18 protein-coding genes are annotated in these 19873 nt (G+C 40.7%); 9 read left to right on the top strand and 9 right to left on the bottom strand.

What is annotated here, in order from left to right; genetic code table 11:
- The first annotated feature begins 219 nt into the window (after window positions 1-219).
- From moeB to BMW43_RS15665, 6 genes are all read left to right on the top strand, one after another.
- Complete coding sequence (gene moeB / locus BMW43_RS15690; protein WP_143050640.1) at window positions 220-1347, top strand: HesA/MoeB/ThiF family protein; 1128 nt, start codon at window positions 220-222, stop codon at window positions 1345-1347.
- A 15-nt stretch (window positions 1348-1362) separates the two neighbouring features.
- Window positions 1363-1959 carry a hypothetical protein gene (locus tag BMW43_RS15685; RefSeq protein WP_091749709.1) on the top strand — a complete coding sequence of 199 codons (597 nt, stop codon included), beginning with the start codon at window positions 1363-1365 and terminating at the stop codon, window positions 1957-1959.
- Window positions 1947-2225: a MoaD/ThiS family protein gene (locus BMW43_RS15680; RefSeq protein WP_177173628.1), complete on the top strand. Its 279-nt coding sequence runs from the start codon at window positions 1947-1949 to the stop codon at window positions 2223-2225. Before BMW43_RS15685 ends, BMW43_RS15680 begins: the two co-directional genes overlap by 13 nt.
- A gap of 42 nt (window positions 2226-2267) precedes the next feature.
- Window positions 2268-3338: a threonine aldolase family protein gene (locus BMW43_RS15675; RefSeq protein WP_091749703.1), complete on the top strand. Its 1071-nt coding sequence runs from the start codon at window positions 2268-2270 to the stop codon at window positions 3336-3338.
- Window positions 3339-3359: 21 nt separating this feature from the next.
- Window positions 3360-4625: an ATP-grasp domain-containing protein gene (locus tag BMW43_RS15670; protein WP_091749700.1), complete on the top strand. Its 1266-nt coding sequence runs from the start codon at window positions 3360-3362 to the stop codon at window positions 4623-4625.
- A gap of 100 nt (window positions 4626-4725) precedes the next feature.
- Window positions 4726-5979 carry an MFS transporter gene (locus BMW43_RS15665; protein WP_091749697.1) on the top strand — a complete coding sequence of 418 codons (1254 nt, stop codon included), beginning with the start codon at window positions 4726-4728 and terminating at the stop codon, window positions 5977-5979.
- A 449-nt stretch (window positions 5980-6428) separates the two neighbouring features.
- Here the strand turns inward: BMW43_RS15665 and BMW43_RS15660 are convergent, their stop codons facing one another.
- The 4 genes from BMW43_RS15660 to BMW43_RS15645 form a co-directional block, all read right to left on the bottom strand.
- A complete protein-coding gene (locus BMW43_RS15660) occupies window positions 6429-7874 on the bottom strand; it encodes an MFS transporter (RefSeq protein WP_091749695.1) in 1446 nt (481 codons plus the stop codon).
- Between the two features lie 323 nt (window positions 7875-8197).
- The gene (locus BMW43_RS15655; protein WP_091749692.1) at window positions 8198-9322 is read right to left on the bottom strand and encodes a radical SAM protein; all 1125 of its coding nucleotides are present in this window, start codon (window positions 9320-9322) and stop codon (window positions 8198-8200) included.
- Window positions 9323-9972: 650 nt separating this feature from the next.
- A complete protein-coding gene (locus tag BMW43_RS15650) occupies window positions 9973-10407 on the bottom strand; it encodes a universal stress protein (protein ID WP_177173627.1) in 435 nt (144 codons plus the stop codon).
- Between the two features lie 26 nt (window positions 10408-10433).
- Window positions 10434-11636: an MFS transporter gene (locus BMW43_RS15645; protein ID WP_218140701.1), complete on the bottom strand. Its 1203-nt coding sequence runs from the start codon at window positions 11634-11636 to the stop codon at window positions 10434-10436.
- A 129-nt stretch (window positions 11637-11765) separates the two neighbouring features.
- Here BMW43_RS15645 and BMW43_RS15640 point away from each other — a divergent pair, with 129 nt between their 5' ends.
- The 3 genes from BMW43_RS15640 (at window position 11766) to istB (ending at window position 14947) form a co-directional block, all read left to right on the top strand.
- Entirely contained in the window at window positions 11766-12647 is an 882-nt protein-coding gene (locus BMW43_RS15640) for a LysR family transcriptional regulator (protein ID WP_091749683.1), read from the top strand.
- Between the two features lie 231 nt (window positions 12648-12878).
- Window positions 12879-14174 carry an IS21 family transposase gene (istA, locus tag BMW43_RS15635; RefSeq protein WP_281246131.1) on the top strand — a complete coding sequence of 432 codons (1296 nt, stop codon included), beginning with the start codon at window positions 12879-12881 and terminating at the stop codon, window positions 14172-14174.
- Window positions 14171-14947 carry an IS21-like element helper ATPase IstB gene (gene istB, locus BMW43_RS15630; protein ID WP_091749680.1) on the top strand — a complete coding sequence of 259 codons (777 nt, stop codon included), beginning with the start codon at window positions 14171-14173 and terminating at the stop codon, window positions 14945-14947. The genes istA and istB overlap by 4 nt, the downstream gene beginning before the upstream one ends.
- 243 nt (window positions 14948-15190) lie before the next feature.
- Here the strand turns inward: istB and BMW43_RS15625 are convergent, their stop codons facing one another.
- The 5 genes from BMW43_RS15625 to BMW43_RS15605 all read right to left on the bottom strand — a co-directional run bounded on the left by BMW43_RS15625 (window position 15191) and on the right by BMW43_RS15605 (window position 19655).
- The gene (locus BMW43_RS15625) at window positions 15191-15667 is read right to left on the bottom strand and encodes a TrmO family methyltransferase domain-containing protein (RefSeq protein WP_091749677.1); all 477 of its coding nucleotides are present in this window, start codon (window positions 15665-15667) and stop codon (window positions 15191-15193) included.
- 207 nt (window positions 15668-15874) lie between these two features.
- Complete coding sequence (gene rlmH / locus BMW43_RS15620) at window positions 15875-16354, bottom strand: 23S rRNA (pseudouridine(1915)-N(3))-methyltransferase RlmH (protein WP_091749674.1); 480 nt, start codon at window positions 16352-16354, stop codon at window positions 15875-15877.
- Window position 16355: 1 nt separating this feature from the next.
- Entirely contained in the window at window positions 16356-17474 is a 1119-nt protein-coding gene (locus BMW43_RS15615) for a S1C family serine protease (RefSeq protein ID WP_091749671.1), read from the bottom strand.
- 16 nt (window positions 17475-17490) lie between these two features.
- Entirely contained in the window at window positions 17491-18267 is a 777-nt protein-coding gene (locus tag BMW43_RS15610) for an MBL fold metallo-hydrolase (protein ID WP_091749669.1), read from the bottom strand.
- 35 nt (window positions 18268-18302) lie between these two features.
- Window positions 18303-19655 (bottom strand): phosphomannomutase/phosphoglucomutase, encoded by a 1353-nt coding sequence (locus BMW43_RS15605; RefSeq protein WP_091749667.1) that lies wholly within the window; start codon window positions 19653-19655, stop codon window positions 18303-18305.
- Window positions 19656-19873 lie beyond the last annotated feature (218 nt).

Raw genomic sequence — 19873 nt, 5'->3', positions numbered from 1 at the left:
ATTGACAAGTTATAAAAATAACACCAATCGTGTGATTTATTGGAATATTGCTTGTAATAAAATAATATTCGAATCAACTTCCAAAAAGTTATTAATTTTAAACACCTGCTGTTTTTGAATGGAGGTGAAAATATTCGACAATCCGAGAGATACTTAATTAATTACTGATAAAGGAGGAAGAACGTGTCTAAAAGTTTAGCATGTTTGTAGTTGAATGATATGAATAAAGAAGAATACAAAAGATATAATAGACAGTTGATATTACCAGAAATAGGTGTAGATGGACAAGAGAAAATAATTGATTCGAAGGTTCTAATTGTAGGCATGGGCGGTCTAGGCTCTCCTATTGCAACTTATTTAGCTGCATGCGGAGTTGGCACAATTGGATTAGTGGAATTTGATACGGTAGATTTAAGTAATCTTCAAAGACAGATCATCTATAGCACATCTCAAATTGGTAAACTAAAAGTTCAAGTGGCGGAACAGCGTTTAAGAGATATTAATCCAAATACAAACATTATTAAATACAACAATGTGTTAACTGAAAAGAATTATGCCAATATTTTTGCAAATTTCGATTATATCATTGATGCAACAGATAATCTAGCAACACGTTATTTAATTAATGATGCAAGTATATCATTGGGCAAAAAATACGTATATGGTAGCATTTATAATTTTGAGGGAAAAGTTTCTATATTCGGTGCTAAAGATGGACCTTGTTATCGTTGCCTGTTTCCCGAACCGCCTAATGCTCAAAATATCCCTGGCAGTTTAGAATTAGGGGTGTTCGGTATACTTCCAGGAGTCATCGGAGCTATCCAAGCCACTGAGGTAATTAAATTAATATGTGGAGTTGGAGAACCGCTTATTGGTAAATTACTTATCTATGACGCACTGGATATGGTTTTCAAAAAGGTAAATATCAGAAAAAATCCTAATTGTCCAATTTGTAGTAAAACACCAAATCTTAAGATCATAGGGAACTACCACAAAATTAGCAATTTAGAACCTAAGACAGAGGAAGTAGAAAAAATAGAAGTCAAAAATGCTTACACTATTTTTTGTAATAATGAGCACCAATTCATTTTTTTAGATATTAGGGATTTTTGCGAAAGAAAAAAAACAATCCCCAACTCTATACATATTCCCATTCATAGTTTAAAAAATCGAATGGACGAATTGGATAAGTTCAAAGATAAGTGTCTAATTGTTTACTGTCAAGAAGATTCTAGAAGTATTCTTGCGGCAAAAGTATTATTGGCTTATGGATATAAGGTCTTTGTACTTGATGGCGGGATGTATTCTTGGATGTATGAAAAACTCCCGCTTATCGATAATATTTAATTTGGAAGTGTAAAAATGCAAAACAGAGATAATTTTGAAATTAGCATTTCAAATGAGTGTTATGAAAAAATGGTACGTCATTGTTTGCGAAAATTAAATGGAATGTATTTATTGGAAGAATATCATGAACAACAGGCATATGGTTTGTTGGGGGGAAGCATTGAAAGAAATAAAGTTGTTGTTGATACTGTTGAGCCACTTTACTTGAATTATAGAATTGCTGGTAATATAAAACAGGATATGGATGCGACAATAAAAAAATTTGCAATTCCGGCAAAACTGCCCATAGAAGAACGGGCATGGGTGGCCGACCCCATAGAGACAAAGAATATTATAAACAGATTAAAGAAAAGCGGACTTACCTTAATTGGAACCTATCATATGCACCATTCTAACTCATGGATTGGGTTAGAGTCTAAGGAACTTCCGACCACATTGGATAGGGTTTTAGCAAGTGATACAGAGCTATTTATGTTTATTGTTTCAATTGATGAATTCCAAAATTCAAAAATACGAGCATTTTATGAAGGAGCCCTCGAAACTGAAGCCGTCATAAAGACAATCAGCATGCTCAATATAAAAAACAGAGGTGAATGTTTATGCAGATATTAGTAAATTATATGACACAAATAAAAAAATCAGTAGGAAGGTCTAAAGAAGTAATTGATATTGAAAGTCCGTATGGATTAAAAGATTTCATTGTAAATTGTCTATGTGTAAGGTATGAAAAACTAAAGATCCATATTATCTCAAATAACGGAGATTTTTGTAAGGGAGTTCTAATATTTCTAAATGATGAAAAGATAGATTTAAACAATGATATCCTTTTGTCAGATAATGATGAAATCACTATAATGACACCCATTGCCGGAGGATGAAATACTGAAGAAATAAATATCAAAATAATTGGAGGGATTTTAGTGGAAAAGACTATTAAAATTGATTTGAGAAGTGATACGGTAACGTCACCATCAGAGGAAATGCGGGAGGCTATTTATAAAGCAAAAGTAGGCGATCATGGTTATGGGGAAGATGAAACTACTGTAGAACTTGAGGAGTATTGTGCAAAATATTTTGGTAAAGAAGCTGGTTTATTTATGGCATCAGGAACAATGAGTGACCAGGTTTCTATTAGGTGTTGGACACAAGCGGGAGACGAAATTATATTAGACGGTAGTTATCATATAAACTATTTTCAAGCAGGGCCCTCAACTGATCTAGGGAAAATTCTATTAAATACATGCCATTCAAAAGATGGAGTATTACGGGTAGAGGACATCGAAAAAGCAATTTGTAACAAAATTAGAGGGAATTTATTTAGTCGTCCAGCACTAATATCTTTAGAAAATACAATCAATGGATACGGCGGAACTATCTTCCCTATAGAAAATTTAAAAGAGGTTTATTCTTTTGCTCAAAAACAAGGAATCCCATTACATATGGATGGAGAACGATTTCTGAATGCCTGTATTGCAACCAATATTCCAGTGAAAGAATACGCATTATATACCGATAGTATATCGACTTCATTTTCAAAAGGGTTAGGAGCACCATTTGGATCGATTATTATGGGAAGTAAAAATTTTATTGAAAAAGCCAAAAAATATAGAAGGTGGTATGGCGGTAGCCTTCATCAATCAGGGTTTATGGCGGCAGCTGCATTATTCGCTATTAAAAATAATGTTCAACGTTTAGAAGTAGATCATCATAATGCCAAATTACTGGGATCATTACTTAAGAGTAGTAAGTATCTTAATATTAATTTAGAAACTGTTCAAACAAATATGGTAATGCTAGATACGCGAGATATTGGGCTTACTGCTAAAGAATTTGTTAGTCTATGTGAGAAAAAAGGGGTATTTTTGTATCCTTGGCACACATATACAGTTAGAGCTGTCACGCACTTGGGTATTAGCGAAAAAGATGTGTGTTTAGCTGCAAGCAAAATCAGAGAAGTATGTGAAGGAATCACTAAACGAAAAGTTGGATAATAAGTATAGAGGTGATTGGCCATGAAAGAAATTGTTTTATATTTAGGAAACGCACGAACCGGTGAATACGAGTGGTTCTATGAACATGGTATAGATATCGGAATTATTTTGGATGTAAACAACTCAAAAAATATTGCAGATCTGAGTAAGTTTACGCTTGTAGAAACGTTTAATTTCACTATGGGACACATTGAAGATTTATTTACTATTATTGAAAATATAAAAACTCGGTACAATATATTATGTTTGTTAAACATGAGAGAATTTTATGTTAGGCAATCAGCCATTTTATCCGAAAAATTTAATTTAAGAGGGTTGTCCATAGAAGCTGCAGAAAATAGTTTGAGTAAGACAAAGATGAGAGAGTTATTCTTAAAGAAGTTAGGAAAAGATACAACAGCTCAGTATACCGAAGTTGGTAATGTAAAAGAGTTAAGGGATTTTATTAATCAAGTGGGATTACCGGTTATTATAAAGCCCCACAATCTATATGCCAGTCTTTTTGTAGAAAAAATTACGGACGAAGATCAAATCGAAAAATCTTATTATGCCATCAAAGAGGGGGTTTTAGCGTATTATAAAAAAAAGAATATCAAATCTTCTAACGAAAAATTACTAGCTGAAGAATTTTTAGAAGGTTATACTCATTCAATTGATTGTTTAATTGATGAAGAGGGAATTGTTTATACTACTCCTATCGTCGATGGTTTTACCGCAAGAGATTATGGGGGCAACGACTTTAATCGTTGTGCTGCCATTTTCCCTTCGCAACTCAAAAAAGCTAAACAGGAACAAGCAAGGGAATTGGCAAAATGTGCAGTTAAAGCTTTGGGTATTACAAGCTCACTAGCTCACGTAGAGCTTGTATTTACTAGTCAAGGACCAAAATTACTAGAAGTTGGTGCGAGAATTGGTGGTAGTAGAGCACAAATGTTGAATAAAGCCTTTGGAATAGATTTAGTCCCAGCCTATGCCAAAATGCTTCAAGGTAAAAATTTTGAAGAAGAATTAAAAGTAAAATGGGAGAAAGGATTTGCATTTGCTAGACCGCTTCCTTCCAAAAGAGGAGTATTCAGGGGATTAAATAATATTGATAAGATTTTAAGTTTACCCTCATTTTATGATCAGCGTTTATCAATAGAAGCTGGAACAATAGTCGGTCCTTCTAAAAATGGATATATGCATTTTTGGACTTTGGAATGTTATTCTGATGATTTTAACAAAGTTCGAACAGATATTCAGAGCGTATTAAAAGAAAAGAATTTATTTGATATAGATTTTGAATAATAGCAAATAAACGTGTTCTACTTTACGTAAAATAGGTTTAGAGAATTCATTTCTTTAAACCTATTCTTATCGAGAATATAGATGGTTTAAGGAGGTAATTATGAATTTTAATGCTTACAAATTTAATCCATTAATATGGATTATTATTATAGGAGTACTTTTTTTAAGAATTGGAACATCAATGACGGTACCTTTTCTTGCGATATTTCTACATTTTAAAGTAGGAATATCGCTTTCTATTACCGGTATAATCGTAGGAACTTCTTATTTATCATATACGTTGGGTGGATTTTTAGGCGGTTACCTATCTGATAGATATGGGAGAAAAAAAACACTTGGAATTTCACTGCTATGTTATGGCTTAATTTTTTGCGGTTTTGGGATAGCAGCTTCTATTGACACTTCGAAAGTGGTAGTGGCAGGGATGTTTTGTACTTTGAATTTATTTGCCGGATTGTTTCGTATATGGTCTGATACTCTAACTCAAGCCATGTTAGCAGATGTTGTAACCAATGAGCAAAAAGTTATCGCATTTAATCTACGATATACGGTAGCTAATATAGGGAGTGCCTTAGGACCGATTTTAGGCGCATGGATAGGTTTTTCAGGAACTATAGATAGTTTTTATTTTACAGGTGTTATGTGTTGGGCTTACCTATCTCTACTGCTACTAATAGCTTCAAAATCAAAGAGGCAGTGGGAAAGGCAAGCAACAAATACTAATAGAATATCAATACGTATGGCTGCAAAAACGTTATTTCATGATAAGTCATTGAGGCTTTACATAGTAGGTGGAATTATTTCTTATTTAGCATATGTCCAGCAAGAATCAACATTAGGACAGATACTTATGCAGCGTTTTGGAGGCACAGAGGTTTTTACAATGATCTTAGCTACAAATGCAATTACAGTAGTATCATTGCAGATACCAATTACAAGTTATTGCTTGAAAAGAAAAAGTCCGTTATGGTTAATGAAGATAGGTAGTTTTTTCATTGCGGGCGGGCTTATAGGGATGGGTTTTTCCGGATTGAGTTATATTTCATATATAATAAGCCAGATTATTTTTACCTTAGGAGAAATTTTTGTTTTTTCTATAGGTGGAATTTTTATTGATGATATAGCACCAGAGAATCTGCGAGGCGCATATTTTGGCTCTTTAGGATTCCAATACTTAGGAAAGGCTATTGGGCCGGTCATTGGTGGAGTTTTGCTACAAATATTCAGCGGACAAATAGTGTTATTAATTTTTGCTATTATCGCCTTAGGGAGCATCCAGTTATACGATAGTAGTATGAAATCTAATCAAAATAATCGCAATATCCCTCATGAAAAGATTCCTTGTACTAAATAGCTTAAAAGTTGAATCATTTTTTTCATTATCGACCACTTCAAAAAACGCTGACCTTAAAATCAGACGAACTATTTCCAAAAGCAAATCACTTATATGAATAAATGCTAACGTTTTTCCTTTTTGTTCCGAACGCAAAGGCAGTGGCACTGTTGAGTCCAATTATTTCTTTCTAGATAATCTCTCACTAAATTTGTATAACTATACTTATGTAAAATGAATCATCCCCTATAATTCCGTATTACCTTTTTCCTGCGGACTTGCGATAATTCGATGATTTTCTCTTTCCTTCTTATCAACGATTTGTTATGTAAATTGTGTATTATTTAAATTTATACATTTAATCTCTTATCGCTCGAAAAAGAATCGTTATGTTTCTGTAACAACATATTGATTCTATCCCTTAATAGCCAAATAATTCAGGCCTAACACCAAGCTCTCTCCAGGCAAAGCTATTCCTGTAATCCCCCCTTTAACAAACTATAATTTTTCCTGCTAAAAGAAATAATTGCGGCACATACAGAGATTCCGGCCACAAAAGCCATAACAATGTGAAAAGCTTCTACAAAGCTACTATCCACCTGAATTTGTGTAGGATTGGCAATCCCTGATAATATGGCGGCTTGCAATTTTTCAAGAATCAGCACCGATAAGGATGCCCCCATGATCATACCCAGGTTTCGTATTAGTGCATTCAGGCCATTTACTATCCCGATTTGATCTTTGCTAACCGAACTCATAACAAAGCTATTATTAGGAGGCTGAAACATACCTGTTCCCACACCCACTAAAATAAGACTGGGGATAATGCCCCCAAAAGTTGAATGGGTTGTAACAGACAGCAGGAACAGATAACCTAATGTATTAAGCAACAACCCACCGGTAGCAAACCATATCGGACCGAATTTATCCGAACCATAGCCGCTGAACGGTGCTGCGATGGCCATACAAACGGGTAAAGAAGCCATCATTAGTCCTACTCGGAGACTGGAATAATGTAAGACATTCTGTAAGAAAAAGGGCATAATAATCGCATTAGCAAAAGTAGCGGCAAAATTAAGAAATGCAGAAAAGTTGCCTAACATAAAAACACGGTTGCGATAAATACTGAAATTTATCAAGGGATTTTCCAACCGAAACTCCACCAGAGTGAATACTGCTAACAAGATAACTCCCAAGAATAAAGAACCAAGAATGATCGGTGAATTCCAGCCAAAAACATTTCCGTCATTAATCGCAAATAGTATTCCTATTAAACCCATCGTAAAAAGAATACTTCCTTTGTAATCAAAGGATGCAGCTTTCTTGTCTTTATCGGCAGGTAAAATAATATTTGCCAACAAATAGCCGATGATTCCGATCGGTACATTGACATAGAAAATATATCGCCAACCTACCCAGCTTACTAAGAATCCACCCAGTGCCGGTCCTGTCAGTGAACCCAAAGCAACAAAAGTACCTAGCAAACCTAATGCCCGCCCCCTTTCGCTAACAGGAAAACTAGATACAATAATAGCTTGATTCGTAGCCATCATCATCGAAGCTCCAACTGCCTGAAAGACCCGCATTCCCACAAGCATTCCGATAGTATTGCACAATCCGCAAAGCACTGACCCCAACGTAAAAACAAGAAAACCCATGGAATAAACTTTGTTTCTACCCCACATATCAGCCAAACGGCCAAAAATCGGCAACAGACTTGCAATAGCCAGCAGATAAGAAACAACGATCCACTGCACAATGGACAACGTAACATTCAATTGGGTTGAAATAGTAGGTAAAGCAACATTAACAATACTGCTATCCAAAGTAGCCATAAATGTACCCAATAAAACATCGGCTAAAATAAACCAACGAATATGGGAAGAGTTTTTGAGATTATTACACGTTACATTCATTTCTTTCTCCTTCCGTTGCACCGGCAATACTTACATTATTTTAAGCTACAACATATTGATTTTTATTTGATTTCTATTTAGCAAAGACAAATGCCCCAATCCCTGTTATGTCAAGGATTGAGGCCGTTTTTCGCCCTTACAATGCTACATTCACTATATCGGACCTAGGCGAATGTTTTAGTCAAACGATCCTTTTGCGCCGCTTTTCAGCGCTAAAGATTCAGCGACGGTAATTTCCATTGGCGAACAGGAAAAACATACCCCTCTTGACGATTTTCCATGCCTTCTGTTTGGTTAAGAGTATTCCTAAAAGACACGCCCTTCTAAAAATCTATAATTTCCGGTTTATAGTCATCAGGCAATTCTTCTTCATTTAAAAATTGGAAACTGTCATCATTCAGTATCGGTATAAATATTTCGTATGGAATCATAGAAAATTCACAGGCATAATTACTGGCGCCGAACCACATACCCTCTTTGCTGCTCAAGTTTAAACCTCTTGCAAATTTTGTATAGTTTGAGCAATCATGAATGGCTAAATCCCAGTTTTCTTCCTCGGCTATTTTCATGAATTTCAAAGTTAATTCCCTGCTCCAAATTGGGGATATATAGCCATGTCGGGAAATATACATATTTTCTCCATAGTAATTGCCTATGTTATTCTCATTTAAATGTAATTCGGCGCAATTGATGAAATCGAGTTTTGTTTCGAAGATTGCTTGCTTTTTCTTAAAAAATGCTTCGAAAAACTCCGGAGTCATTGGGGTTTCAATGCCTACACTTTTAATATATTTTTTCGCTAATCCAATATTTCCAATAACTTTGTCCGAACAGTTAGAAGCACCCAGGTTGAAACGTATCTCATCAAGGCCGGCTTCCCCTAATGCTTTCAATGTCTCTTCTGTGGCTAACGTGCCATTTGTGTATAAATGCTGATGAATTTGAGCATCACTAAATTTCTTTATAATCGTATAATATTTTTCAATTTCCATAAAAGGCTCTAAATAAACGTAGGAAATACCAGTAGGTTTTTGCTGAATAGAAAGAAGCAAATCAATATCCTTCTCGTAAAATTTTGTGCCGCCAATTTCCCACAGACCCTCGCCAACCGGATGAATAGCGTCTAGCTCACCATAATTATAACAGAACTTACATTCTAAATTACATTTGTTCGTTTTCCTAATTGCACTCAACCCAGTTCCCAACAGACAAGAACGACATCCTAGGGGAAATTTGCTTTCATTCCCCACAAAAATAGTTCTGTTTTCCAAAGTTTTTAAACCTTTAATTTCCGACATCAACCTATCATTTCGATGATCAACTGCTGCCTCAATTTGCGCAAAGGTAGCGTAAATAATTTCTTCATGTTTTACACTAACTTCCTCGTCCTCAGACAATTGTGAAAAAAAATCAAACCATATCAACGCATCGCTTTTGGAAATTTTCATAACCTATCCGCCTATCTATTTAATCTACTACTTCACAGGATTCGCCAAGTGTGAATGCCATTTAAATTATACTGGGTTATGCATCAGTTTTCAACAATGTCGACAGAGATGCCCCTGGGACGGAAAAGTCGGCAGTGTTGAAACGCTACCGACTTTTCCGTCTCCCAAAAATGCATTGACTTTCCACATTTGTAAGGCGATCAGGATACTTATATTTTCTTCTCGCTTAGGTCCGCAAAAAAGTTCCTCTAACCCCGCATTGGGAAGGATTGAGGCCATTTTTCACCTTTACCAATGGTACAGGTTCTCCGTATCGGGTCAAACGGTGCTGGAAAGGGCAATGAAATCGCCCTCATTGCCCTCAATATTTTGATATAGGATTTTATATTGTGAGTGTTGATATTGCTGCAAGGTCTCTGGCTGAGCAAATTGGATTAAAGACTGGCAACTATATCCTTGAAATTAACGGTATTAAGTTCTTGGATACAGATACTTTCCGACATATCGTATCTAACTCAATAATTAACGTAATGAAAGTGTAGCGGAACGGCAATAGTATCAGTCTGTGACATTGATCTCACTAAAACCCGGGATCACTTGAAAGCATTTAACCTCTGATTTACATTTCGCGGTTTTAGTTAAACTATACCCTATTTATGCCCGCGAATGATTAAGGTTGGGCAGTCAGCATAATGAAGTACGTAATTGCTAACGCTGCCTATTAAAAGCTTACCGATATCACTCATACCGCGCCGTCCCATAACGATTAATGAATAATTTTGCTCCTTACTGATTTCCGTTATTTTTACACCCGGATGACCATGTTCGATGCATGTTGCTACTCGACCTTCATAGTCCTGATAAAATTCTAATGCTTGTGCAAGCACTTGATTACCTCGCTCATCCAAGCTTTTAATTATGGAGCTTACCATCGAATGAGCGTCTGAATCAATGTACGCCGCATGTTGAATGATATGAATCAAGGTTACAGCACTGCTAAATTTCTCAGCAATTTTCCTAGCAAATTTTACCGCCTCTATCGCTTCCGTCGACCCGTCAACAGGAACTAAAATTTTACTAAACATGCCTTCACTCATGTTTCTTTAATTTATTATTCTGCAAATTCTTCCTCTTTTAAGAACGGCTCGGACTTCACTCTGGAAGTTAGAACAAAGTACTGCAGTGTAGCGGCCACAATCAAAATAAATCCCGTCATATAAATACCACCATAGCCAAAAGAGCCCGCTATAATACCCAATACATACGCACCAATAGCCATACCCGCGTCCATCGAATTAAAGAATAAGGAATTTGCGATTCCAACTCTATGACGTTCAACTGAATTAATAATTTGCGTTTGAAATACTGGTGTTACAGAACCATAACCAATACCAATGATAGCCCCAGCCAATAAAATTAGTACACTTGAATGAGCCAGGCTTAATAAAAGCATTCCTACCGCAAAGAGGGCCAAACAAGGATAAATGATAACTTTACTGCCCAATCTATCACACCATCGTCCCGTAAATGGACGGGAAACCATCATAAATGCTGCATAAACAAGGAAGAAATAACTGGCTACTTTTACCAGGCCTATTTCTTTCGCGTACAGCGCTAGAAAGGCTGAAATACCTGAATAGGCACATGCTAAAATAAATATTGCACAAGCAAATGGCGCTGCATTTTTATCGAAGAGGTCATTCCAGGAAAATTTACTCTCCCTTAACATCTCTTTCTGTTCTTTAGCCTCTTGTGGAATTCTCGTGATAATAACAAGGCCAATATTTGCAGCTGAAATACCCATACAAATCGCAAAAGCAATATTGTAAGAATTACTATTAGCAAGAGTCAGCCCGATATATGGCCCTAATACCATGGCCAGACACATAGCCAGTGAGAAATAGCTTAAACCTTCACCACGTCTAGAAGGCGGAATGATTTCAGCACAGATAGTGCCTTTTACAGTCGTAATAACACCAAATGCCAGACCATGAAAACCACGCAGAATAAGCAATGCCTTAATATTCGTTGCAAAGGGATATAGAAGCGTAGATGCAAAAAATGCAATAGTTGAATACATTAAGATCTTTTTCTGAGACCACCTACCCACCCATTGCCCCGCAAAAGGTCGAATGAGTATAGCCGCCCCTAGAAATAACGTAACCATTAGATCTACTTTATCTGTGCTAGCATTAAGTGAGCCTAGCATATATAAGGGAAGGATTGCAAGTAATATATAAAAGGCAAAAAAAATACTAAAGCTGAGGAAAGTTATGCTAATAAAATTCTTAGTCCATAAATTCTCGTTGTTCAAGTTAATCACTCCATACATGTTTTATGCGGCTTGTTCATTATACATCAAAAAGCCATGCATAACTAATTGTCTTTTGCATGGCTTTAATGCATAATTGTAATATCACTATTTTATCAGAGGTGCATTTCCATGGACTTACATCAACTTAAATACTTTCAGACGCTTGCCAACAAACGCAATTTTACAAAGGCCGCAGATGACTTAGCTCTGTCGCAATCTGCCCTGAGCAGGTCAATAGCTCGAATGGAAGAAGAACTAGGCATTCCATTATTTGAACGTAAAAGTCGAGGTGTGGTCTTAAACCGTTACGGAGAAGTTTTCCTCAGACATGTTGATATTGCTTTAAAAGAACTGCTAGATGCTCAGAAAGAAATACACAATATGATCGATCCTTCTCATGGCACGATCTTAATTGCCTTCATTCAGCCACTTGGCTCAAGTTTTGTTCCAGATCTGATTAGTGCTTTTCAGAAACAGGCGCCCGGGATTAAATTTCAGTTGAACCAAGATACCACAAAGAGAATTCTAAGCCAATTAGAGTCTACAACAATAGATATTGGTTTTTGTACGCAGCAAGAGCCAATGGAGACTTTGAGTTCAATCCCCATCATGAAACAAGAGCTATTTTTAATTGTTCATAAAGATCATAGACTTGCCACTAAGGAGCAAGTTGATTTGTGCGAAGTGGCCAATGATCCATTTGTTCTTTATAAACCTGAAACAGCACTCCATGATATAGTTGTGGATTTTTGCCGGGATGCTGGCTTTCATCCAAAGATCTCTTTCGAGGCATTTGAGGAAAGAACCATTGCCGGACTTGTCGGAGCTAAGTACGGCGTTGCTTTAATCCCCTTTATACCAGGACTCGATATGCAAAAAATCTCAATTATTCGTGTCCGTATTCCTCATTGTTTAACAGTAATTCAAATGGTATGGCGAACAAATAGCTATATGTCGCCTGCTGCAACACATTTCAAGGCCTATGTAGAAAATACCATACTTACACCATGAACCGCCACAGCATATAGATAGCCTACAAATACTACAAACCGCCAAGCGGCAAAGTTCAGTATCCTGAACCTTGCCGCTTCTACACCCTACAGGGGACGGTACCATTGAGTCTAATTATCTGGCTTAGATAATCTCTCGTTAAATTTGTATAGTTATATAGTTATATTTATATACTTACATTCTATGAATCGAATGGACCGTCCCCGATAATTCTACGTTCGTAACGAACTATTGAAAAATGGTGTCAGTAAAAAGTTGCTCTGGACTGAGTATATGGAAGAATGTCGACTTAACGATGAAGAATCTCTGATGTATTCACAGTTTTGTCATTACATTCAGCTTGATGAACAAAAGCGTCGCGCAACCATGCACATTAGCCGCAAACCTGGCGAACAGATCGAAGTGGACTGGGCGGGAGATCCCGCCAAGATTATTGATCCTGATACAGGAGAAATTACTGAGGCATTTCTCTTTGTTGGTGTTATGACCTATAGTCAGTACGCTTATGTTGAAGCATTTATCAATGAAAAGCAGAGGGCTTGGATTACAGCACACGTCCATATGTACAACCTTTTCGGCGGTACCGCTAAAATTCTTGTTCCTGATAACTGTAAAACTGCTGTGGTTCATACGAAAGATTGGTATACACCCAAGCTCAATGTCACTTATCACGAAATGGCGGAGCACTATAATACAGCAATAATCCCAGCCAGGGTTCGGAAACCTAAAGATAAAGCAAGTGTCGAGGGTACCGTTGGCAACATTTCTACTTGGATTACTGCTGCACTCAGAAATGAGCAATTCTTCTCGTTGGTAGAACTTAATACTGCAATCCGAGAAAAACTTAAAGTGTTTAATTCAAAGGAGTTTCAAAAGAAAGAAGGTAGCCGGTGGAGTCTCTTCCACCACGAAGAGTTGCCGTTCCTAAGCCCACTACCAGTTACCTCTTATGAACTGGCGGATTGGAAACAAGCCACCGTTCAGTTCAATTATCACATATCACTTGAGGGAATGCTATATTCCGTACCATATGAATATATCAAACGCAAGGTCGATGTGAGGATTACTGATAGGGTTTTAGAAATCTTTTATAATCATAATCGTGTTGCATCCCATAAGCGACTTTATGGTCGAAAGGGGCAATACAGCACCCTCTTGGAACACATGCCACCCGACCACCAGAAGTATTTGGAGTGGAACGGCGATCGTTTCAAGCATTGGGCACAGAAAATTGGGCCTGGCACCCACAAATCCATTATTGCCATCTTATCCTCCAGTTCCGTGGAACAACAAACCTATAAGAGTTGCATGGGTTTACTTAAATTAGCTTCTAGGCACTCAGAATCGCGCCTAGAAGCAGCTTGTGAAAAAGCTTTGAGTTATACGGCAAGTCCAAGTTATAAGAGTATCAAAAACATTCTTTCCACCGGGACAAAAGAGCCATCAAAGCCAGACGCAGCAAAACCCACAAAGAACCATTATGGCGTGACACGGGGCGCAAACTACTATGGAGGTAAAGGGCAATGATCAATAATCCAACCATTGATAAACTGATAGGCATGCGTTTGACTGCAATGGCTGAAGCCTACCTTCAGCAACTATCTGAGCCTAACATGAAGGAGATCGACTTTGAAGACCGCATAGGCATGATGGTCGATATCGAATACACCAGAAGAAAAAACAATCGCTTGCATAGACTCATTAAAAGTGCTGAGTTTGAGCAACCTGATGCAAGTATCATCGGAATCAACTATTCATCTGGACGAAAAATCAATAAAGACCTGGTTAAACGCTTGGCAACTTGTGAGTACATCGCAGAATTCCGAAATGTTTTCATTACCGGCGCAACCGGCTGCGGCAAGACGTATCTGGCCAATGCCTTCGGAATGGAAGCTTGCAAGCACTATTACAAAACGCAGTACGTTCGGCTTCCTGATCTCCTGTTGGACTTGGAGCATGCAAGAAATGAAGGCACTTACAAGAAGGTCATGCAGAAATATTCCAATCCCGTACTTCTGATTATCGATGAATGGTTACTCTTAAAACCAACACCGAATGAGGCAAAGGATATCTTTGAACTCCTTCATCGACGCAGGAAACGCTCATCTACGATTTTTTGCTCCCAATACCGCCATGAAGGTTGGTATGAGCAGCTTGGCGGTGATGATTCGCCACTGGATGATGCCATTCTTGATCGTATTGTCCATGATGCCTACAAGATTAACATCGAAAGCGTCGATCCAACGAAAGATTTATCAATGAGAGAGGTTTATGGTTTGGATAAAAGGCTAAGCGAATAATTTTTAGCGGTATCGTGCGTCCGGACAGGCGGTATCCACCTCACCGGACGACCGGTACCGTTCAACAAGAATATTCAAAACTCCCGTCCCTGTCTTTTTATCGACGAGTAGATAGACGGCCTGAACATAGATGTTTCCCCTTGCTTCTCGACCACGAAAACAATCTCTTTTTTCCCACTTGCAACAGAAAGTCCTCAAGCCTTAAAGTTTTCAAGACTTGAGGACTTTCTTTACCATTATAAGCTAAAAGTTAAAGACTGAACTCCAATCAAACTCTCCCGAATCTTCCACATTTTTAGGCCAATTTGAGCACCATTCCGGCATTAAGGGCGCTTCTACCCTGTCAAGGCTGGGCATGTAGGGCTTAATATCAAGAACAGGCGTACCATGATCGGCATCCATATAGGCCAAGCCAATAATACCATTTTGATAATCAACATACGTGACATAGCTGCAGGTAACCCCTATAGGGTTTGGCCGTTCCGGAGAACGTGTTGCAAAAGTTCCTAATACCTCCGGGGCATTTTTGTAAGGCTTCTTTTCAATAAGTTTTGTCCTTGATGCGGCACTATCATATTTATCAAACCACCATAGTACATTGATATACTTAAAATCCGCTAGATTCGTAATGGCCGGAATATATTCTCTATCCAATACCACCTTCATGCCATCATCATCGATTTGGATCGTCCCTATTGAGCTTAATTTAAATTGTTCCATAAATAAATCTCTCCGTTTCTATTTATTTACGGCGCCGTTACTATCAGTATACTAGTCTTAATTAACACTTCAAGCTTTTTTTTTCGACTTTTCTCATTCTTAGTTGCAGGGCAATGAGGGCGGTTACCCTCCCTATGGTTAAAAGCCAGGCATAAAAAAAACCTCAAGTCCTGCAAAAACAGGACTTGAGGTCAAAAACCAGCACCGTTACCAGTGATACGGTTCCCCCCGGCTGATCTTAAACGCCCGGTAGATTTGTTCGGTCAGCAGCAGGCGGATCATTTGGTGGGTAAAGGTCATCTTGGAAAAGGACAGTCGCTCGTTAGCGGCTGTCCTTATGTTATCAGCCAAGCCGAAGGCGCCGCCGATGGCGAAGGTGATATCACTCTTGCCAGTGAGCGCCAGGTGGTCCAGTTTAGCGGACAGTTCCTCCGATGAAGCCAGTTTGCCGGCCACATCCAGTACGATGAGGTAGCTGTCAGCCTTAATGTATTTAAGCATCCGTTCCCCTTCGCGGGCCAGGGCTTTGACCTTTTCAGCCGCCGAGGGGTTATCCGGCATTTTTTCTTCGTCTACTTCGACAATACTAAATTTGCAATAGGGAGTCAAACGTTTAGCAAATTCGGCAATGCCGGCAGTAAGATATTTTTCTTTTATTTTTCCTACAGCAACTACAGTGATTTTCATTTTATTGCTGTTCCGGCATCTCTTCTAAAGTTACGGTTACGGTCATCGTTTTATCGTTTCGCTGAATGACCACCTCCACACTGCTGCCTACGGCCTGGGCATCAGTAACCGAACGCAGATCGGCCACGGTATTGGTGTCGGTGCCGGCCACCTTCAAAATGACATCGCCCTGTTTGATGCCTGCCTTGGCGGCCGCTCCGTTCTTGTAGAGCTTGGCAACGTAGACGCCTTTGTCAATATTTAAGCTATAGCCGTATTGAGCCGCCGAATTTTTATCCCATACACCAATGCCCAGATAGGGCCGGATTACCTTCCCTTTCTCAATCAACGACTGCAAAATGGGGCGGGCGGTATTAATCGGGATGGAGAATCCGATGCCTTCGACACCGGCTACGGCGATTTTGGCACTGTTAATCCCCACGACCAACCCGTCGGCATTGACCAAGGCTCCGCCGGAATTGCCCGGGTTAATGGCGGCATCGGTCTGAATCAGCTTAAATTTCCGATCACCGATTTCAATGGAACGATTAAGCGCACTGATTACCCCGGCCGTCACGCTGCCTTTAAACTCCAGTCCCAGTGGGTTGCCAATAGCAATGGCCGGCTCGCCGACCAAGAGGCTGTCCGAATCACCTAGTGTGGCAGCAGGCAGATTATCAGCGTCAATTTTGACAACCGCCAGGTCGGTGGCCGGATCGGTTCCCAGCACTTTGCCGTCTACCACCCGCCCGTCAGAAAGCGATACCGAGATTTCCTGGGCCTCCTGCACTACATGATAATTGGTGGCAATATGCCCTTGGGCATCAAAAATCACACCCGAACCGGTTCCCTGTTCCACCAGCACTTTCCCTTCCCGAGAATCATTAGCATAAGCCTTATTGGTGATCCCTACCACAGCCGGGCCTACCTGCTGGGCGGCCCGAACCACCGCTGTGTTACGGGCATCAGATATCGAAGCTCCGTTGGATGGCAGTTGAGCCAGATTGGCGGAACTGCCGCCAGAGCCCTGCGGCGTATTTTTAGCCAGCTTATTGCTGTAACCCCAGACAAAGCCGCCGCCCAGCAACGCGGCAATGACAGCAACAATAATATAAGAAGTAATCCTTTTATACTGTGCCATAGCAAAAGCCCCCTTATCATTCATCCATACTGGCGCAGCGATCCGGATAGGTAAGATAGAGACGGACATCTTCGCCAACCTCACAACCCTGCTCTGCCAGTATACTGCTGACTGTATTTTTCGCAATGTCGGGCCGGTTATTCTCCTGACTCAAATGGGCCAGAAAGACATCGGTCCGGTTTTTTCTATCCAAACGGGCTAAAGTCCAGCCTGCATCCATATTGGACAAATGGCCCCGGTTACTCATGATGCGCTGCTTTAACGACCACGGATAAGAACCGTTTTTCAACATGTCAAGGTCATGGTTGGCTTCCAATACCATAATGTCGGACAACGACAACGCCCTTTTCACCGAATCGGTAACGAAACCCAGGTCGGTCACCACACTGCATTTGCAGGCGTCTTCAAAGAAATTAAAGCCTACCGGATCAGCCGCATCGTGGGAAATGGCAAAGGGCTCGATTTTCAGGCTGCCAAGGTCCAGGCTGTTGTTTAAATCCCGGCAGCATTCCGGTGGTATGGTGTCTTTTAGGGTCATGGACAGCCAGGTGTCCGGACGGGTATACACGGGCAAACGGTACCGTTTTGTCAGCGTCGTCAAGCCGGCAATATGATCCCGGTGCTCATGGGTAAGCAAAATGCCGTCAAGTGCTTCCAGTCCGGTGCCTAGCTTGGCCAGTTCCTGTTTAATCCGCCGGGTGCTGATGCCGGCGTCAATTAAAATATTTGCATCTTTGCCTTGCAGCAGGGTTGCATTGCCCTTACTCCCACTTGCCAATACATGCACTTGCATAAAAAAGCTCCTCTTGCTTCCTAAAAAATCATTAATTACTCGCCTTGCAGCCGGTTTATCGCTTCACTGACCGGCGTCTGTAAGTTTGCCGGCAACGCGGTAACCACCAGGTCCATAATCTCCCGCAGCCGCGCCGGCGTCTTAGCCTCAAAGCGCAGGGTAAATAAAGGTTCGGTAACCGAGGCCCGGATCATGCCCCAGCCATCGGCGAATTCCACCCGCACACCGTCAATCAGGTTAGGCAGGTATGCTGCCAGCCGTTCGGCCACACCGGCCAGAATCTCCGCCTTGTCCGTCCCGGTGTAGCGAACCCGGATGTCCGGCGTCAGGCTGTAGTTGGGAATAGCGTCAATCAATGCCGCCAGCGAGCCATGTTCAGCCACAAATTCACAAACCTTCAACCCGGCAAACATGCCGTCGTCATAGCCCATTTCGGAAAAGAAGAAATGGCCGCTGATCTCGCCGGCAAACAACGCCTTTTCCCGGAGGAACGCCGCTTTGCTGAACGTGTGGCCGGCGCGGGCCATAACGGCTTTGCCACCGGCTTTGGCCACCTCCTCCGGTACGACCATCGAGCATTTGGCGTCGTAAATGATCGTCCCCGGCTGCTGCTCCAGATAGTAGCGGGCAATCAACACCATGATATCGTCATTATCCACAGCCCGTCCATTTTCATCAACAAACGCCACCCGGTCACCATCGCCGTCAAAAGCCACGCCGATTTGAGCGCCGACCTCGCAGACCTTAGCACCGAGAGCTGCCAGGTTTTCCGCCAGCGCCGGATTGGGCGACCGGTTGGGGAAGCTCCCGTCGGGCTGGCAAAAAAGCTCCTCCACTTGATAACCTAGTGTGCGAAACAGCCGGGGAACAATAGCAGCCGTAGCGCCATTGCCGGCATCCAGCACAACCTTCATTCCGTTTTGCCGGGCTCTGCCGGCCGTATATTCTATGTACCGATCAATAATGTTCACCTTCGTCACAGAGCCTTTGCCCCGGACGCCCGCGCCATCATTGACCAGACGCTCAATTTCCCGGATATCCGCTTCCGTAACCGGCTGAGGCCCGAGCACCAGCTTAAAGCCGTTATAGGGAGCCGGATTGTGCGACGCCGTGACCATAACACCGCCAAAGGCGTCCATATTTTTTAACGCAAAATAGAAAACAGGCGTGGCTACCGTGCCTATATCCATGACTTCGCAACCCGCAACAGCCAGTTCTTCTACCATGATCGTCTGCAGCCGTGGCGTAGACAGCCGCACATCGCCGCCTACCACAACTCTTCGCCCGGTCAATTTAACCCCCACAGCCCTGGCAATCTTGCGCGCCACAGCTTCCGTAAGCTCGGTATCCGCAATACCGCGAATATCGCATGCGTGAAATATGCTCATACAATCTCCTTTCAAGTGTAGTGACAAGTTCATATGCCGCTAAAGGACGCAGGATGAATTTTCAGCCTGCAAGGCGGAGGAATGAGGCATAGCGGGGTCCTATGCCGATTGACGACAAGGCAGCAGACGGAAATTCAGACAAGTCATTTGGCGGCATATGAGCTGGTTACTGCACTAGAGCCCTCTCCGAGATTATTGTAGCACGAGCCCCCGGCTAA

The organism is Propionispora vibrioides (assembly GCF_900110485.1).
GTDB classification, from domain to species: domain Bacteria; phylum Bacillota; class Negativicutes; order Propionisporales; family Propionisporaceae; genus Propionispora; species Propionispora vibrioides.
This window is presented reverse-complemented; position numbering and strand designations above follow the sequence as displayed.

What these genes read in the sequence shown, in the direction of transcription:
- moeB (WP_143050640.1), top strand. Translation starts at nt 220, where the DNA reads ATGAATAAAGAAGAATACAAAAGATATAATAGACAGTTGATATTACCA.
- BMW43_RS15685 (WP_091749709.1), top strand. Translation starts at nt 1,363, where the DNA reads ATGCAAAACAGAGATAATTTTGAAATTAGCATTTCAAATGAGTGTTAT.
- BMW43_RS15680 (WP_177173628.1), top strand. Translation starts at nt 1,947, where the DNA reads ATGCAGATATTAGTAAATTATATGACACAAATAAAAAAATCAGTAGGA.
- BMW43_RS15670 (WP_091749700.1), top strand. Translation starts at nt 3,360, where the DNA reads ATGAAAGAAATTGTTTTATATTTAGGAAACGCACGAACCGGTGAATAC.
- BMW43_RS15665 (WP_091749697.1), top strand. Translation starts at nt 4,726, where the DNA reads ATGAATTTTAATGCTTACAAATTTAATCCATTAATATGGATTATTATT.
- BMW43_RS15660 (WP_091749695.1), bottom strand. Translation starts at nt 7,874, where the DNA reads ATGAATGTAACGTGTAATAATCTCAAAAACTCTTCCCATATTCGTTGG.
- BMW43_RS15655 (WP_091749692.1), bottom strand. Translation starts at nt 9,322, where the DNA reads ATGAAAATTTCCAAAAGCGATGCGTTGATATGGTTTGATTTTTTTTCA.
- BMW43_RS15650 (WP_177173627.1), bottom strand. Translation starts at nt 10,407, where the DNA reads ATGTTTAGTAAAATTTTAGTTCCTGTTGACGGGTCGACGGAAGCGATA.
- BMW43_RS15640 (WP_091749683.1), top strand. Translation starts at nt 11,766, where the DNA reads ATGGACTTACATCAACTTAAATACTTTCAGACGCTTGCCAACAAACGC.
- istB (WP_091749680.1), top strand. Translation starts at nt 14,171, where the DNA reads ATGATCAATAATCCAACCATTGATAAACTGATAGGCATGCGTTTGACT.
- BMW43_RS15625 (WP_091749677.1), bottom strand. Translation starts at nt 15,667, where the DNA reads ATGGAACAATTTAAATTAAGCTCAATAGGGACGATCCAAATCGATGAT.
- rlmH (WP_091749674.1), bottom strand. Translation starts at nt 16,354, where the DNA reads ATGAAAATCACTGTAGTTGCTGTAGGAAAAATAAAAGAAAAATATCTT.
- BMW43_RS15615 (WP_091749671.1), bottom strand. Translation starts at nt 17,474, where the DNA reads ATGGCACAGTATAAAAGGATTACTTCTTATATTATTGTTGCTGTCATT.
- BMW43_RS15610 (WP_091749669.1), bottom strand. Translation starts at nt 18,267, where the DNA reads ATGCAAGTGCATGTATTGGCAAGTGGGAGTAAGGGCAATGCAACCCTG.
- BMW43_RS15605 (WP_091749667.1), bottom strand. Translation starts at nt 19,655, where the DNA reads ATGAGCATATTTCACGCATGCGATATTCGCGGTATTGCGGATACCGAG.